Here is a 15,964-nt window from a genome sequence, read left to right as displayed (position 1 = left end):
GCATGCCGCTGACCAAGCGCTCCCCCCTGCAGGGCGGCCCGCTCGCCTACGCCGTCCTGGCCGGCGCGACCCTGGTGTCGGTGCTGCCCTTCTACTGGACGCTGGTGGCCGCCAGCCGCTCCAACGCCGAGCTGAGCTCGCCGACCCCGGCGCTCACCCCCGGCCCGCGGCTGTTCCACAACCTCGGCGAGGCGCTGCGGCAGGCCGAGATCGGCACCGCGCTGCTCAACTCACTGGTGGTCGCGGGCGTCGTCACCCTCGGCGTGGTGCTCTCCTCCACCCTGGCCGGATTCGCCTTCGCCAAACTGCGCTTCCGCGGGCGGGGCGCCCTGCTGGCCCTCACCGTGGGCACCATGATGATCCCACCGCAGCTCGGGGTGATCCCGCTGTTCATGGTGATCGTCGAGCTCGACCTGCAGAACAAGCTGCCCTCGGTGATCCTGCCCTCGCTGGTCTCGGCGTTCGGCGTGTTCTTCATGCGCCAGTACCTGGTGCAGGCGCTGCCGGACGAACTGGTCGAGGCCGGCCGGATGGACGGCGCCTCGCTGCTGCGGATCTTCTGGTCGATCGTGCTGCCGGCGGCCCGCCCGGGCATGGCGGTGCTGGGCATGCTCACCTTCATGGCCACCTGGAACGACTTCTTCTGGCCGATCGTGGCGCTGAGTTCGCAGAACCCCACCGTGCAGGTGGCCCTGAAGTCGCTCGGCCAGGGCTACGTACCCGACCAGTCCGTGGTGATGGCCGGCACCCTGCTGGGCACACTTCCGGTGCTGGTGGTCTTCGCGCTGCTCGGCCGCCAGATCGTCGGCGGCATCATGCAGGGCGCCGTCAAGGGCTGACCCCCGCAGCGCCGCTCCGCCGCGCCGACCCCGCCCCACCGACCCCCGCCTCACCGCGCCGACCCCGCCCCGCCGACCCCTGCGACCCCTCCGATCCCCCCTCCTGGAAGGCAACATGACCGTCGAAGCCCTCCCCGCGACCGGCCCGGCCGCCCCCTCCCCCGCGACCGCCGGCTTCCCGCCCGGGTTCGTCTGGGGCGCCGCCACCGCGGCCTACCAGATCGAGGGCGCCGCCGCCGAGGACGGCCGCACCCCCTCCATCTGGGACACCTTCAGCCGCGTCCCCGGCGCCGTCCGCAACGGCGACACCGGCGACATCGCCGCCGACCACTACCACCGCCACCGCGAGGACGTCGCCCTGATGGCCGGCCTCGGCCTCGGCGCCTACCGCTTCTCGCTGTCCTGGCCCCGGGTGCAGCCGGGGGGCTCCGGCCCCGCCAACCCGGCCGGCCTGGACTTCTACGACCGCCTGGTCGACGAGCTGCTCGCCCACGGCATCGCCCCCGTCGCCACCCTCTACCACTGGGACCTCCCGCAGGAGCTGGAGGACCGCGGCGGCTGGACCGACCGGGCGACCGCGTACCGCTTCGCCGAGTACGCGGCGCTCGCCGCCCGGCGCCTGGGCGACCGCATCCCCACCTGGACCACCCTCAACGAGCCCTGGTGCAGCGCCTTCCTCGGCTACGGCAACGGCGTGCACGCCCCCGGCCGCAAGGACCCGGTCGCCGCCCTCACCGCCCACCACCACCTGCTGCTCGCCCACGGTCTGGGCACCGCCGCGCTGCGCGCCGAACTCCCCGCCGCCGCCCAGGTGTCGCTGACCCTCAACCTGGCCGCCGTCCGCCCGCTCACCACCGCCCCGGAGGACCTGGAGGCGGCCCGCCGGATCGACGGCCTGGCCAACCGGATCTTCCTCGACCCGGTCTTCCACGGCCGCTACCCGGCCGACGTCCTGGCCGACACCGCCGCTCTCACCGACTGGTCCTTCGTCCACGACGGCGACCTCGCCGAGATCTCCCGGCCGATCGACTCGCTGGGCATCAACTACTACACCCCGACCGTCGTCGCCGCGGACGACCCCGCGCACCCGGCCCCGCGCGAGGACGGCCATCAGGGCGACTCCCCCTGGCCCGCCGACCACGGCATCCGCTTCCTGCCCGCCGAGGGCACCCGGACCGCGATGGGCTGGCCGGTCGACGCCGACGGGCTGCACGAACTGCTCGTCCGGCTGCGCGACGACCTCCCCGGCGTCCCCCTGCTGGTCACCGAGAACGGCGCCGCGTACGAGGACTACTGCGACCCCACCGGCGCGGTGCACGACCCGGAGCGGGTGGCCTACCTGCGCGGGCACCTCGGGGCCGTGCGCCGGGCCATCGCGGACGGCGCCCCGGTCCGCGGGTACTTCCTCTGGTCCCTGCTGGACAACTTCGAGTGGGCGTACGGGTACAGCAAGCGCTTCGGCATCGTGCACGTCGACTTCGCCAGCCAGCGCCGCACGCCCAAGGACAGCGCCCGCTGGTACGCCGAGGTGATCCGCACCGGCGCGCTGCCCGACTGACCGGGCCGGGCGCGGGGCACCCCGGCGGCCCGGACGCCCCGGCGGCCCCGAGTGCCCCGGCCGCTCAGGACCGGACAGGTCGCTGGCGGCCGGGGCCTCAGGCCGTACCGTCCTGCGCCCGGTGCAGGGTGAGCGCGGCGTTGTTGCCGCCGAACCCGAAGCTGGTCAGCAGGGCGCGCCGGGCGCCGGGCACCGCCAGCGCGGCGGTCGGCAGCCGCAGCCGCTCGGCCGGCGCCGGATCCGTCAGGCCGGGGGTGGGCGGCGCGATGCCGTGCCGCAGCGCGAGCGCCGCCGCGGCGACGGCCGGGAAGCAGGAGGCGTGCAGCAGGTGGCCGACCGCGCCCTTGTGGGAGCCGACCGGCAGTTCCTTCTGCCCGAGCCCGTCGGCCAGGCCGTCGAGCACCCGCAGTTCCGCGGCGTCGCCCTGCGCGGTACCGGTGGCGTGGGCGTGCACGTAGTCCAGGCGGTCCACGCCGCCCTCCTCGCAGGCCTGCCGGACGCAGTCCGCCACCACCGCGTCGTCCGAGGCGGCCGGGCTGTTCCCGGCAACCCGGCAGACCGCGGAGCCGAGCAGCAGCCCGCCCCGCCGGCCGCGTTCCCGGGCCGACCGGCGGTCCTCCAGCACCACGGCGCCCGCGCCCTCGCCGATGGTGATCCCGGCCCCGGCCCGGTCGAACGGCCGGGCCGCCCGGGGGCTGACCACCCGGACGACCTTCATGCTGGCGTACTCCAGCGGGTTGAGCGCGGAGGCGCCGAGCACCACGGCCGTCCGCACCGCCCCGGCGAGCAGCGCCTCCCGGGCCAGTGCGAGGCCGAAGGCGGCCGAGGCGCAGGCGTGCGAGAGGTAGAACGGCGCCCCACCGAACAGCGGCACGCCCTCGGCCGCCCGCAGCCGGGGGCCCACCAGCTCGGCCGCCTCCGGCGGGGCCCCGGCCCCCACCGCCGGGGCCTGGCCGACCAGGACCACCAGGGCACCCGCGGGCAGCCCGGGCAGCCCCGCGGCGGCGAGCGCCTCGGCGAGCGCGGTCTCCAGCAGGTGCTGCTTGCGGGTGCCGCCGTCCGGACCGGGAGCGTCCGGGCCGCCGCCCGCCATGGGCACCTCGCCGACCGGCTCGCCCTGGTACCAGGTGGCGGAGGCGAACCGCTCCGCCGGGCGCAGCGCGGAGCAGCCGGAGAGCAGCCCGCGCCAGTACGGGTCGACGCCTGCGCCGTAGGCGGTGACCAGGCCGAGGCCGGTCAGGGCGATCTGCGGACGGGGTCCGGTCACCGGGACTCCTCGGGGTCGGGTACGGGGACGGCTTCGGCGGGGGTGCGGGCCCCGACGGGGACGCGGACCGCCGCGGGGGTGCGGACCTCGGCGAGGGTGCGGGCGAGGCCGAGAAGGGTCCCCGGTGCATCCGGCCCGGTGTCCGGCAGTTCCTCCAGCGGGAGGTCGGACGGGCCGCCGGTCCAGAGGGCCGCCGCGGCGATCCAGCCGGGCTGCCCCGCCGACTCCTCCGCCGGATCCGCGCCCGCGCCGTCCGGGGCCGGGACCAGTTCGGCGACCACCACCCGGCGCCCGCCGGCCGCCAGGAAGCAGGCGGCGAGCAGGGCCTGCCGGCCGGCCGCGCCGGGGGCGGCCAGCAGATACAGCGGCCCGCCCCAGCCGATGTCCTCGCCGAGGCCGCGCACGAGTTCGCTGGTCTCCAGGGCCACCGAGTCGGAGGGGCGCAGCCGGCGGACGGTGTCGGTCCAGCGCTGCCCGTAGCGGGTGGCCGCGCGGACGCAGGGCTCGTCGGCGGCCAGGACCACCGCGGCGCGCCCGCGCTCCTCCCCGGTCAGCCGGCGCAGGGCCGCGCCGAGCACCGCGCGCAGCAGCGGGCCCGGTTCGGCCTCGACCACAGGCGGCCCGCCCGGTGCGTCGCCGCGGGCGTCCAGCCAGGCGGCCAGTGCGCCGCTGCTCGCCCCGGCGGCGGGCGCATCGATCGGCAGCACGTCGGACGGCAGTACGGCGACCGGCAGCGCATCGAACGGCACGGCCCCTGCCGGCGGGGTGGCGACCGGCCCGGTCATGCCGGGACCGCCGCGACGGCCGGGCTGTCGTAGCCGATCGGGACCAGTTCGCACACCCCGCCCAGCAGCCGGCCGAAGAGGTTGCGCGAACCGGCCAGGTGGAGGCGGTCGACCGAGGCGGCCCGCAGGCCGGCCACGGTGGTGTCGGTGCTGACCGGTTCGACCCAGCCGGCCAGCAGGAAGGTCCGCAGGTCCTCCGGCTCGCGGAGCAGGGTGCCGTCGATGTCGGAGAGCACCGGCAGCCGGGCCCGGTGGAACGGCGTCACCCGGTAGACGTCGCGCTCCAGTTCGGCGCGCAGCGGTTCGAGCATCCGGCAGTGCTGGGGGCGGTTCATGGTGTGGAAGCCGCGGCCGCCGTGCTCGCGCATGGCCTCCTGGAAGAGCTCCAGGGTGCGCGGGGCGGCGGACACCGCGTGGATGTCCCGGCCCAGTTGGGCGGAGACCTCGATCCAGTGGCCCTCGGCGGCCAGCCGGTCGGCCAGTGCGCGGACCTGCCCGGCGGTCAGGCCGATCAGGAACAGGCAGGCGCCGGGCTCCGGCCGCTCGGCGAGGAAGCGGGTCTGGATCCGGGCGCTGCGGGTGACCAGCACCAGCGCGTCGGCGAAGTCGAGGCCGCCGGCGCGGACCACGGCGGGCAGGCCGCCGAAGCTGATGCCGGTGCACAGCTCCGGGGCCGGGTCCAGCCACTCCTCGGCGCTGTCCGAGAGCGCCAGCGCCGAGGTCAGGCAGGCGTTGTCGACGACCTCCCAGTCCTCCTCCCCGCAGTCCCGCAGGGCCTCGGCCAGCGGGTAGCCGAGCACCTCGGAGGCCCGGTCGAAGCGGCGCCGGGCGGGCGCGCTGTGCGCCAGCAGCCGGGTGATGTCCGCGGCGTCCAGCGGCACCAGCCCGGGGTAGAACAGGCCGGTCGTCACGACGCCGCCCCGGCCGCCGCCAGGCTGCGGCCCAGCACCTCGTCCGGTCCGAGGGTGTCGAAGCGGACCGTCAGCGACTCCAGCGAGCGGTGCAGGAAGCGGCCCGGTCCCGGCACCACGACCTCGCCGACGCCCTGCCGGCCGAGTTCGTACAGCGAGCCGGCCCACTGCACCGGCCGGGTGTACTGCTCGACCAGGGCGACCCCGATGCCGGCCGCGGTGGTGAGCGGCTGCGCGGTGAGGTTGCAGATCAGCGGGATCTCCGGGTCCGCCAGGCCGTCGCGGTAGCGCCAGCGGGCGGCGAACTCCTCCTGCACCTCGGCCAGCAGCTCGCAGTGCGCGGGCGGCCCGTACGGGATGAGCAGGCCCAGCGCCCCCAGGCCGAGCGCCTGCTCGGCGAGGCCGCGCAGGGCGCCGAGTTCGCCGCTGACGATCATCTGGTCGTCGGCGACGTACGCGCAGGGGCGCAGCGGGGCGTCCGGTGCGTCCAGGCGCTGCATCAGGTCGGTGAGCTTCACCGGGTCGGCGTTGTGGAAGAAGGAGACGCCGTACGGGCGTCCGCCGTACGCCTCCTCCTCGACGGTCGCCATGGTGTGGCACATCCGGACGGCGTCCTGGAAGGACATGCAGCCGGCGAGGTGGGCGGCGGTGATCTGGCCGAGGCTCAGGCCCGCCAGGAAGTCGGGGCGGGGCCGGCCGCGCAGGGCCTCGTGGTAGAGGGCGACGCTCAGCGCGACCACGGCGGGGCGGGCCACCACGCCCTGGTTGACCTCCTCGTCGGTGCCGTCCAGCAGGGCCCCGGCGAGGTCCAGGCCGACCAGCTCGGAGGCCTCGGCGAGCCGGCCGCGGGCCTCCGGGAGGGCCTCGTACAGGGCGCGGTGCTCACCGGGGTTGATCCGGGACTGCGGGTCGAGCAGCACGGCGGTGGCGCGCCGGTCCGGGGTCTGCGGGCGGCGCTCGTCGGCCGGCAGCCCGGCGTGGAACGGCGGGATGTGCGGCCTCATCGCGGGCTCCCCTGCTCGGTGGCGGCCTCGGCCGCCTGCGGTCCGGTCGGCCGGGTCGCCCCGGCGGAGGTGCCCCGGCCGGGGGGTTCGGTGGCCGGGGCGTGCGGGGCCAGGGTGAGGCCCCCGTCGACGACGAGGGTCTGGCCGGTGATGTAGCTCGCCCGGTCCGAGGCCAGGAAGTGCACGGCGTCGGCCACTTCGGCGGCGCGGGCGAGGCGGCGCAGCGGGATGCGCTGCTCCAGGCCGCCGCGGACCTTGGCGTCGACGTCGTTGATCATGCCCTCGCCGCCGGTGTAGCCGGGGGCGACGGCGTTGACCCGCACGCCGTACGGGGCGTACTCGACCGCGAGGGAGCGGGTCATGCCGAGCAGTCCGGCCTTGGCGGCCGAGTAGGCGCTGAGTCCGGCGATGCCGCTGAGGGCGGAGATGGAGGCGACGTTGACGATGCTGCCGCGGCCGGCCACCAGCATGTGCATGGCCGCGGCCCGGACGCAGTGGAAGGCGCCGAGCAGCGAGACCTGGACGGTCGCGGCCCAGTCCTCGGCGGGGCTGGTGGGCAGGGCTAGCCCGGCGGTCCCGGCGGCGGCGTTGTTCACCAGGACGTCGAGTCCGCCGTGGGTGCGGGCGACGGCGTCGACCGCGCCCTGCACCTGGGCGGCGTCGGCGAGGTCGAGGCGGCAGGTGTCGGTCCCGGCCCCGGTGTCGGCGGCGAGCTTGGCCGCCAGTTCGGCGGCGCCGTCGGCGTTGCGGTGGTAGCCGACCACGACCACGGTGCCGGGGGCGGCGAAGGCCGCGCAGACGGCCCGGCCGATGCCGCCGGAGCCGCCGGTGACCAGGACGGTCGTCGGGCGTGCGGGCCGGGTGCTCATCCGCGGTCCACCAGGTCGCTGCGGAAGCTGTCCCAGTGGGTGCGCAGGTGCTCCCGGAGCTCGGCCCGGCCGGCGGTGCGCTCCTCGGCCGGGATCATGTCGAAGATCGGGTGGGCGCCCGGCTTGGCCGCGGCGGCGTAGTACTCGTCGCGCAGCAGCGAGGCGACCACGGCGTCGTGGTACTCGCCGTCGACGAAGAAGTAGTCGCGCAGCACGCCCTCGATCACCACCTCGCTCTTGATCAGGAAGTTGATCACCCGGCGGTTGTAGGTGCCGGTCATGAACTGCACCCGGTGGGCGTTCTTGGCGTGGAACAGGTAGTCGAGGACGAGCAGGCTGGCCTCGGCGCCGCAGCCGCTGTCCCACAGCTTCGGGTCGCCGATCATGCCGCCGATCTCGTAGCTGCCGCCGTGCTTGAGGAGGCGCCACTGCACGTAGCCGACCTTCCGGCCGTCCAGCGTCTCCACCATGGCGCCGGTGGACTTGGTGAGCCCGGACCTGATCTGCGCGCTGGAGTAGAACTCCGACTCGCCGCCGGCGCCGAGCGCGCCCTCGTAGGAGGGCCGCAGCCAGGTGGACACCAGTGTGAAGTCCTCGTCCTCGGCCGGGACCAGGCGGGTCAGAAATCCCTGCATCGGTGCTGCTCCTTGTGGTTCGGGTGTTCCGGGCGGTACGGGGCGGGGCGGGCCGGTGCTGCGCCCGGCCGGCTCCCGGGCGGCGCTACGCGTTGCCGGCGGTGACGCCGTTCAGGAACTCGGCGATCGAGCGGACGCTGCGGAAGGTGCCCGGGGCGAGGCCGCCGATGTCGAAGGCCTGGCGCTCGCGCAGGGCGGCGATCAGCTTGAGCGAGTCGATGGAGTCGAGGCCGAAGCGGGCCTCGCTGCCCCAGAGCGGCTCCTCGGCGTCGATCTCGGCGGCGGGCACCTCGAAGCCGAAGGTGGCGGCGACGAATTCCTTGATCTCTTCCTCGGTCATCTCACGGTCCTGTTCTCTCGGGGCGGGTGTGCGGGGGTGCGGTGGGCGTGCGGTGCGGAAGCCCTACCGGGGCGCGGGGTGCGTCCGGCGGGCGGGTTCGGTGGCGGGGCCGCGCGGCGGGCCCTGGCGCAGGCAGAGCGAGCCCCAGAGGAAGCCGGCGCCGATCGCGGAGACCACGAACAGGTCGCCCGGGGCCACCCGGCCGTCGCGCCGGGCGAGGTCCAGCACGGTGAAGACGGTCGCGGCGCCGGTGTTGCCGAGGTGCTCGACGGTGGTGGGCGCGCGGTCCGCGGGTACCCCGAGGGCGGTGGTGACCTCGCGGACGATGTTGAGGTTGGCCTGGTGGAGGAAGAAGTGGTCGACCTCGTCCACGCCGTGGCCGGCCCGGGCGACGGCCGTCCGGATGCTGTCGGGCAGCAGGCCGGTGGCCTTGGTCCACACCTCGCGGCCGTCCATCTTCAGGTAGTGGCCGCGCTCGGCGAGGGTCTGCGGCGAGGCGGGCCGGCGGGTGCCGCCCGCGGGCACCTCGACGCCGTAGGAGAGGTCGGAGCCGACGTCCCAGGAGAGCAGTCCGCAGCCGGGGGCGGTGCGGCCGAGCACCACCGCGCCCGCCGCGTCGCCGAAGAACACCCGGGTGGAGCGGTCCTCGGGGTCGGTGACCCGGGAGAGGCACTCCGCGCCGATCACCAGGACGGAGCGGAAGCCCTCGCTCTGCAGCAGGTGGGCGGCGGTGAGGATGCCGTAGACGCCGCCCGCGCAGGCCGCCTGGTTGAGGTCGAGCGGCAGCGCCCGGTGGGCGCCCAGCGCCTCCTTGACGATCAGCGCGGTGGAGGGCAGCGGCTGGTCGTGGGTGAAGGTGGCGATGATGATCGCGTCGAGCTCGGCGGCGGGCGTGCCGGCGTCCTCCAGGGCGGCCCGGGCGGCGGACACGCACATGTCGGAGGTGTCGAGCCCCGGCTCCAGGTAGCGGCGCTCGCGGATGCCGGTGCGGCTCCGGATCCAGGCGTCGGAGGTGTCGAGGAGGCCCTCCATGTCGGCGTTGGTGACCACCCGGCCGGGGATGTGCACGCCGCTGCCGAGGATGCCGACGGGCACCCGCAGGGCGGGGGCGGCGGCCCGGCCGGGGCCGCCGAGCGGGTCCGGGTGCAGGACCTCGGGGGTGGTGGGGCTGACGGTCTGGATGGTCACGGGCGGGGCCTCAGCTTCCTCGGGAGTGCCGTCATCGCTCGGGGCCGGCGGGCGCGGCGGGGCCGGCGGGCGCGGGAGGCACGGCGGTGCCGTCGGCCGGCCCGGGTGCGGCGGTGCCGGCGGCCGGCTCGGCGGCGCCGGCGGCCGGTGCCAGGACGTCGGCGGGCAGCGGCGGCAGGTCGTCCAGCCGCACGGCCACCTCGACCACCGCCGGACGGCCCTTCGCGGTGTGCCGCCGGGCCTCGGCGAGCGCGTCGTCGAGCTCCTCCGCCCGTTCGACCCGGATCCGGAGGGGCGCCGCCCCGCCCGCGCGCTCCGGGCCGGGCCGTTCGGCCGCGGTGAAGCGGAAGCGGGAGGCACCGGGGCCGCGGCCGTCGAGCGCGTGCTGCAGCCAGCCGAATCCGCCGTTGTCGAGCACCACGTACAGCACGGCCGCGCCGGCCTCGGCGGCGCTCTGCAGGTCCGCACCCAGCGAGCCGAACGCGCCGTCGCCGACCAGGGCCGCCACCGCCCGTTCGGGGAGGGCGAGTTGGACGCCGATCGCGGCGGCGGCACCGAAGCCGAGGCTGGTCTGCTCGCTGGGCACCACGGAGCCGCCGGGCGCGCAGGACCAGTGCGGCCAGCAGTACGACCACATGTCGGCCAGGCCGTTCTCCTGCACCAGGACCCGGTCGGCGGGCAGCGCCCGGTCGAGCGCCGCGAGCACCTGCACCACGGAGAGTCCGGCCGCGGCGCGCTCCTCGACCAGCGCCCGGGCGTCGGCGTGGGCGCGCTCGCGCAGCACGGCGATCCGGGCCGGCCAGCTGCCGTCCCGCGGACCGGCCGTGCCGAGCCAGCCGGCCACGGCGGCCCCGGCGTCGCCGAGCAGCAGCGGTCCCGGGCGCTCGACGGCGAAGTCGGCGGCCGCGGTGTTGACCTGGATCACCCGGGCGCCCTCGGCGAGGGCGTCCCAGCCGTGCACGGCGGTCTCCTCCAGGCGGCTGCCGAGCGCCACCACCAGGTCGGCCTCCTGCCAGAGCGGTTCGAGGGCGTGCGGCGCGTAGAGGCCGCTGAGCCCGCAGAACAGCGGGTGCGTCTCGTCGACGGTGCCGCGGCCGGAGGCGGTCACGACGACCGCCGCACCGAGCTCCTCGGCGAGCCGCTCCACCCGGCGGTCCGGGTTGCCCGCGCGCAGTCCCCCGCCGACCACCAGGACCGGCCGCCGGGCGGCGGCGAGCAGGGCGGCGGCCTCCCGGGCGGCCGGGCCCGGGGCGGGCTGCGGGGCCGGGGCGGCGGTGCGCCAGGCGGTGCGGTGCGGCACCGGGGCGCCGACCATGTGGTCCGGCAGCTCCAGGTAGACCGGCCCGGGGGCGCCCGAGCCGGCGACCAGCCAGGCCCGCTCCAGCGCGCCGGGCAGCCGGGCGGGCGCCTCGACCCGCTGGGCGAGCTTCACCAGCGGCCGCACCAGCGGGAGTTGGTCGAGCTCCTGGAAGGCGCCGGTGCCGAAGCGGTCGGCGGCGGTGCCGGAGGCGAGCAGCACCACGGGCGCGCGGCCGGCCGCCGCCTCGACGAGTCCGGGCAGGGCGTTGGCCAGCGCCGGGCCGCGGCCGACCACGCAGCAGGCCGGGCGGCCGGTGGCCAGCGCGTGGCCGGCTGCCATGAACACCGCGTTGCGCTGGGAGCGGCAGAGCACGGCGCGGATCGGGCTCGCCTCCAGCGCGTCCAGCAGGCCGAGGTCGTCGTCCGGCAGGCCGAACACCGCGTCCACGCCCTGGGCTTGCAGGAAGTCCACCACGGCGTGCCAGGCGGTGGGCAGTTCGCGGCCGGCCCGGTCCGCGGAGGGGGTGCCGGGGGTGTCGGTCAGCGCTCCCATCGCTGGGCCACCGCCTTCGAGAGGAGGACCGGCTCGATGTGCGTCCGGCCGCGGTGGGCGGTGTAGTTGGCCTTCCGGCCGAAGCCCCCGAAGGGCTGGTTGCCGTCGTCGACCGACTCCAGGGTCGATTCGAAGGTGACGGTGCAGCGGCGGCGCAGTACGTCGAGCAGCGGCTCCGGCAGGGTGCCGTACACGCTGGCGCCGAGGGCCTGTTCGGCGTACGGGGCGGTGGCGAGCAGGGTCCGCAGCCTGGCCGGGTCGGACCACGAGACGACGTTGAAGACCGGGGCGAAGAACTCGGTGAGCGGCGGCTGTTCGCCGAACCGGCTGACCACCACGGTGGGTTGCACGGTGCGGGTGCGGGCGTCGAGGCCGCCGCCGTACCGGATCCGGGTGTGGTGGCGGGTGAGGAACTGGACGGCCGCCTCCCAGGCGCTGTCGTAGTACAGCGGCCCGTAGTCGGCGCCCGGGTCGGTGCGCGGACCGGCCTTGAGGGCGTCCAGGCTGCGGGCGAGCCCGTCGAGGAACGGCGTCAGCAGGTCCTCGTGGACGAACAGTGCGTCCGGACCGAGGCAGTCCTGACCGGAGTTGAGGAGCCGGATGCCCACCGCGTCGCGCACCGCCCGCTCCACGTCGGCGTCCGGGCCGAGCACGATCGGGTTGGCGCCCTGGCCGAGGAAGACGAACATCGGGTCGTCGCCGATCTGCCCGCGGATGGCCTCCGCGTTCTCGTGCCGTCCGGTGAAGACCACCAGGTCGGCGCAGGCCGCGGTGTCCTCGGTGAAGGCCCGCTGGCTGACGTCCTCCAGGTGGACCGGCAGGCCGTGCACCGGCGCGAGCAGCCGGTGCAGCGCCACCGTCGTACGGCGGACCTGGCTGGAGGGGCGGAACGCGGCCTCCTCCACGAACAGGCTCGGCGTCAGCAGGTACAGCACGTAGGAGTAGAGCACCACGTTGGACGGCATGTAGACGGCCGAGCGGCGCAGCGCCGGCGGCGCCCAGTGCGCGACCTCGGCCGCGGCCCCGCGCAGGGTGGCGATCGCCGCGTCGATCTCGTACGCGGCGGCGCTGTGGGTGCTGACCTCGGTGAGCAGGTCCAGCACCTCGGAGCGGCGGTCCTGCAGCAGGGCGCGGACGGCGTCGAGGCCGGCGAGCCGGTCCGCCGGCGGGGCCGCGGCGGTGCCGGGCGCGGAGGGGGAGGGTGGGGTCACGAGGGTTCTCCGTCACTGCGCCGGGCGCCCAGGCGCTCGGCGGCCGTCGCGGTCAGTCGGACGCGGTCCACCTTGCCGGTGCGGGTGAGCGGGAACCGCTCCAGCACCACGACCAGGTTGGGCCGTTCGTACGCGGCGAGGAGCCCGTCGAAGCGGGCCCGCCAGTGGGCGGCGTCCCGCAGCGAGGGGTCCTCCACGAAGAAGACGACCCGGCAGCCGCGGCGCTCGTCCTCGACGGCGACCACCGCCACCGGCCGGCCGCACTGCTCGGCCTGGCGGCGCAGGCTCTCCGGGTAGAGGGTGTAGCCCATCCGGTGGACGGCCTGGTTGCGGCCGATCACCTGCAGGCTGCCGTCCGGGCCGATCCGGCCCAGGTCCCCGGTGCGGAACCAGCCCGGGCCCACGGGCCGCAGCCCGCCGTCGTCGGCGAGGTAGCCCGACATCAGCCCCGGCGAGTCGACCAGCACCTCGCCCACGCCGTCCACCGGCTCGTCGATCCGCAGCCGCACGCCGTCCAGCGGCCGGCCGCAGGCGGCGGGGTGCTCGGGCACGGCGAGCGCGACGTTGCCCAGTTCGGAGAGCCCGTAGCCGTCCAGCAGCGGCAGGCCGAGGGTGCCGCGGAAGCGCTCGGCGAGCGGGACCGGCAGCGGCGCGCCGCCGACGCACCACATCCGCACCGAGCCGGCCGAGGTCCGCAGGGCGGGCCGGCGCTCGAAGACCTGGAGCAGCGCGTGGTAGGTGGGCGGCGCGGCGTCCACCACGGTGACGCCGTAGCGGCCGATCAGTCCGACGGCCGTGCTCAGCCGGTGGTAGGGCGCGACCAGCAGCGAGCAGCCGGTCTGCCACCAGAGCAGCACCAGGGACATGCCGTACTGGTGGGAGAACGGCAGCAGCGGGAGCAGGACGTCGTCGGCGCGGTAGCGCATCGCCTGCTGGGTCGCCTCGGTGTTGGTCAGCATGGCGGCGCCGGAGCGCACGATGCCCTTGGGCCGCCCGGTGGAGCCGGAGGACCACAGCACCAGGCCGTCGCGGCGGGCCCGCCAGCGGTCGAAGCCGATCGGCGGGGAGCCGGCCGCGACCGGGGTGCGGCAGGCCGTCCGCAGGTCGACCACCCGGCCGGACGGCAGGGCGCGGGCGAGCGCGGCGCCCATCGGGGTGGCCGGGTCGCCGGTGTCGGTGAGCACCCAGCGGGCGTGGGCGCGGACCAGCGTCTGCAGCGCCTGCTCGGGCGTCTGCTGGTGGTCGGCCAGCACGATCGAGGCGTCCAGGGCGATCAGGGCGAGCAGCGCGGCGGCGAACTCCGGGGAGTTGCCGGCCAGCAGGACCACCCGGTCGCCGGGGCGCAGGCCGCGCCGCAGCAGTTCGTCGCGGCAGCCGAGGACCAGGGGCTCGGCGTCGGCGGCGGTCAGCAGGGTGGCGCCCTCGGGGTCGGCGACGGGCAGCGGCCGGGGCTGCGCGGCCGGGGCCGGGGCGGTCGGGGCGGTGGCCGCGGGTCGGCCGGGCTCGGCGGTGGTGGTCATCGGACCTCCTCGACGACGACGGGGCGGGCGGCCTGCGCGTCGGCGCTCGCACCGGCTGCGGTCCGTACGGCGCCGGCGGGGACGGGTTCGGCTGCCGGTCCGGACGCCGACTCGGGTCCGCGTCCGGTGTCGGGCCCGGCGCGCCGCCCGCCGTCCTCCGCGGCCGCCGGGGCGTCCGGGGCGTCCGGGGCGTCCGGGGCGTCCGCGGACGGCTTCCCGACCCCGTCCGCCAGGCCGGTCGGCGCGGTGGTCGCGACGGTCGCGACGGTCGCGACGTCGGGGTCCGGGTCGGCGGAATCAGCGGCGGTGGGATCAGCGGCGGCGGCGTCGACCGGGTCGGCGGTCCTGGCCCGGGTCTCGTCGAGCCGCCGCAGCGAGGGCAGCGCCACCGAGACGGCGGCGATGACGAGTTCCAGACCGGCGATGACCAGGATCGAGAACTGCAGGCCCACCGCGCCGAGCGCGGCGGTGGCGGCCACGGTGCCCAGTGCCACGGCGCCGAGTCCGAGCGCGTTCTGGGCGGAGAAGACCCGCCCGCGCTCCTCCTCGACCGTGCGCTCCTGGTAGACCGTCGCCATCAGCGGCCCGATCGGGGCGAGGCAGAGGCCGGAGAGCACCAGGATCGCCAGGGTGGCGACGGTGCCCGGCCGCGCGGCCAGCAGCAGGGTGGAGACCCCGCTGCCGAGGTAGCCGAGCAGGTAGCAGGCCCGGCGGGGCAGCCGGGGCCCGTACACCCCGAAGCCGACCGCGCCGAGCAGGGCGCCGCCGCCGAGCGCGGCCATCATCGCGGCGTACGAGCCCGCGCTGTCGGAGACCTGCGCGGCGTAGGCGATCAGGACGACGGTGTAGAGGCTGCCGGCCAGGGCGTTGGCGGCGGCGGCGGTGAGGCCGACCGTGCGCAGGACCGGGTCCCCGGTGATGGTGCGCACGCCGGTCGCGAGTTCGGCCAGGTAGCCGCGCTGCTCGGTGGCGGCCGGCTCCTTCCGGGGGCCGAGTGAGGACAGCGCGGCGACGAGCACCAGGGCGGCGACGCCGCAGGCCACCGCGTCGGCCCAGAGCACGGCCGAGGCGCTGGTCAGGGCGATGGCCGCGCCGGCCAGCACCGGCACGATCAGCAGGGTCAGCCGGTCGATCGCCGCGAACACCGAGTTGGCGGTTTCGAGCGGCATCCGGGCGCGTTCGGCGGCCCGGGGGATCTGGGTGCGGACGGCGACCTCGGCGGCCGAGTCGCAGCCGCTGGCGGTGAAGGCCAGCAGCAGGACGTGCCAGAGCTGGAGGCTGCCGGTCACGTACAGCGCGGGGATCAGCGCCATCGCGGTGCCCGCGATCAGCAGGCCGCCGACGGCGGCCCGGCCGCTCCCGATGCGGTCGAGCAACGGGCCGCTGAGGAAGGCGACGAGCGCCATGCCGAAGCTGGAGAAGGTCACCACGGCGCCGGTGCTCCCGGCGCTGCCGGTGGTGTGCCACACCGCCCAGGGCACGGCGACGGCGGACAGCATCCGCCCGCTGCCGGAGACCAGCGCCGCCGCCCAGATCGCGTACAGGGCGCCGCGGTCGGGCCGGCCTGCCGGTTCCTCGGCCCGGGCCTGGGCCGCCGGTTCGGACTGGACCACGTCACTCCCTCGGTCGGTGTCTGGGTACGGCTGCGCGCCGGGCGGGTGTTCCTGCCGGTCGGCGGTGGTGCGGATCTGATGCCCCGTCAGATCCGGGCGTACGGAGCCCCGCCGCGGAGGGGCGGTACGGGTGCTCGGCGCCGGGGGCCGGCACGGGCCCCGGGGCGCGGACTGCCGCGCACCGGCGACGGCCGTCGTGCGCGGGTCGAACGGGTCGAACGGCCCCGGGATCGAACGGCCCCGGGGACGGGCGGGTCCGGGAGCGGGTGGCGACAGCTGGCCGCGGGTCGCCGCCGCGCCGCGGTGGGGGGGCGGCGGCGGCGTGGTTGACCGGTGGGGGGGCCCGCGGGGGGTGGGGGGGCGGGGGCGGGG

General features: G+C 76.6%; 14 protein-coding genes. 2 read left to right on the top strand and 12 right to left on the bottom strand.

Features of this window, described 5'->3' with window-relative positions:
• The first annotated feature begins 2 nt into the window (after positions 1-2).
• The gene (locus ACWGB8_RS27380) at positions 3-839 is read left to right on the top strand and encodes a carbohydrate ABC transporter permease (protein WP_452216277.1); all 837 of its coding nucleotides are present in this window, start codon (positions 3-5) and stop codon (positions 837-839) included.
• Between the two features lie 115 nt (positions 840-954).
• The gene (locus ACWGB8_RS27375) at positions 955-2,397 is read left to right on the top strand and encodes a GH1 family beta-glucosidase (RefSeq protein WP_452216276.1); all 1,443 of its coding nucleotides are present in this window, start codon (positions 955-957) and stop codon (positions 2,395-2,397) included.
• A gap of 97 nt (positions 2,398-2,494) precedes the next feature.
• Here ACWGB8_RS27375 and ACWGB8_RS27370 read toward each other — a convergent pair whose 3' ends face one another.
• The 12 genes from ACWGB8_RS27370 to ACWGB8_RS27315 all read right to left on the bottom strand — a co-directional run bounded on the left by ACWGB8_RS27370 (position 2,495) and on the right by ACWGB8_RS27315 (position 15,592).
• Complete coding sequence (locus tag ACWGB8_RS27370) at positions 2,495-3,664, bottom strand: beta-ketoacyl synthase N-terminal-like domain-containing protein (protein ID WP_452216275.1); 1,170 nt, start codon at positions 3,662-3,664, stop codon at positions 2,495-2,497.
• Positions 3,661-4,449, bottom strand: a complete 789-nt coding sequence (locus tag ACWGB8_RS27365; RefSeq protein WP_452216274.1) for a hypothetical protein — start codon at positions 4,447-4,449, stop codon at positions 3,661-3,663. Before ACWGB8_RS27365 ends, ACWGB8_RS27370 begins: the two co-directional genes overlap by 4 nt.
• Positions 4,446-5,360 carry an ACP S-malonyltransferase gene (locus tag ACWGB8_RS27360; RefSeq protein WP_452216273.1) on the bottom strand — a complete coding sequence of 305 codons (915 nt, stop codon included), beginning with the start codon at positions 5,358-5,360 and terminating at the stop codon, positions 4,446-4,448. The genes ACWGB8_RS27365 and ACWGB8_RS27360 overlap by 4 nt, the downstream gene beginning before the upstream one ends.
• Positions 5,357-6,364, bottom strand: coding sequence for an ACP S-malonyltransferase (locus ACWGB8_RS27355; protein ID WP_452216272.1), 1,008 nt, complete (start codon positions 6,362-6,364; stop codon positions 5,357-5,359). Before ACWGB8_RS27355 ends, ACWGB8_RS27360 begins: the two co-directional genes overlap by 4 nt.
• Complete coding sequence (locus ACWGB8_RS27350; protein ID WP_452216271.1) at positions 6,361-7,233, bottom strand: SDR family NAD(P)-dependent oxidoreductase; 873 nt, start codon at positions 7,231-7,233, stop codon at positions 6,361-6,363. Before ACWGB8_RS27350 ends, ACWGB8_RS27355 begins: the two co-directional genes overlap by 4 nt.
• Positions 7,230-7,868: a GNAT family N-acetyltransferase gene (locus ACWGB8_RS27345; RefSeq protein WP_452216270.1), complete on the bottom strand. Its 639-nt coding sequence runs from the start codon at positions 7,866-7,868 to the stop codon at positions 7,230-7,232. Before ACWGB8_RS27345 ends, ACWGB8_RS27350 begins: the two co-directional genes overlap by 4 nt.
• Before the next feature lie 85 nt (positions 7,869-7,953).
• Positions 7,954-8,208, bottom strand: coding sequence for an acyl carrier protein (locus ACWGB8_RS27340; protein ID WP_452216269.1), 255 nt, complete (start codon positions 8,206-8,208; stop codon positions 7,954-7,956).
• Between the two features lie 63 nt (positions 8,209-8,271).
• Positions 8,272-9,396, bottom strand: a complete 1,125-nt coding sequence (locus ACWGB8_RS27335; RefSeq protein WP_452216268.1) for a 3-oxoacyl-ACP synthase III family protein — start codon at positions 9,394-9,396, stop codon at positions 8,272-8,274.
• Between the two features lie 31 nt (positions 9,397-9,427).
• Complete coding sequence (locus ACWGB8_RS27330) at positions 9,428-11,248, bottom strand: thiamine pyrophosphate-binding protein (RefSeq protein ID WP_452216267.1); 1,821 nt, start codon at positions 11,246-11,248, stop codon at positions 9,428-9,430.
• Positions 11,236-12,459: an aldehyde dehydrogenase family protein gene (locus tag ACWGB8_RS27325; RefSeq protein ID WP_452216266.1), complete on the bottom strand. Its 1,224-nt coding sequence runs from the start codon at positions 12,457-12,459 to the stop codon at positions 11,236-11,238. Before ACWGB8_RS27325 ends, ACWGB8_RS27330 begins: the two co-directional genes overlap by 13 nt.
• On the bottom strand, positions 12,456-13,979 hold the full coding sequence (locus tag ACWGB8_RS27320) for a class I adenylate-forming enzyme family protein (protein WP_452216265.1): 1,524 nt from the start codon (positions 13,977-13,979) through the stop codon (positions 12,456-12,458). The genes ACWGB8_RS27325 and ACWGB8_RS27320 overlap by 4 nt, the downstream gene beginning before the upstream one ends.
• The gene (locus ACWGB8_RS27315) at positions 13,976-15,592 is read right to left on the bottom strand and encodes an MFS transporter (protein ID WP_452216264.1); all 1,617 of its coding nucleotides are present in this window, start codon (positions 15,590-15,592) and stop codon (positions 13,976-13,978) included. The genes ACWGB8_RS27320 and ACWGB8_RS27315 overlap by 4 nt, the downstream gene beginning before the upstream one ends.
• Between the last annotated feature and the right edge of the window lie 372 nt (positions 15,593-15,964).

This window comes from Kitasatospora sp. NPDC054939 (assembly GCF_053610105.1).
Note: the sequence above shows the minus strand (reverse complement) of the source record. Positions and strands in the feature narration are given on the sequence as shown.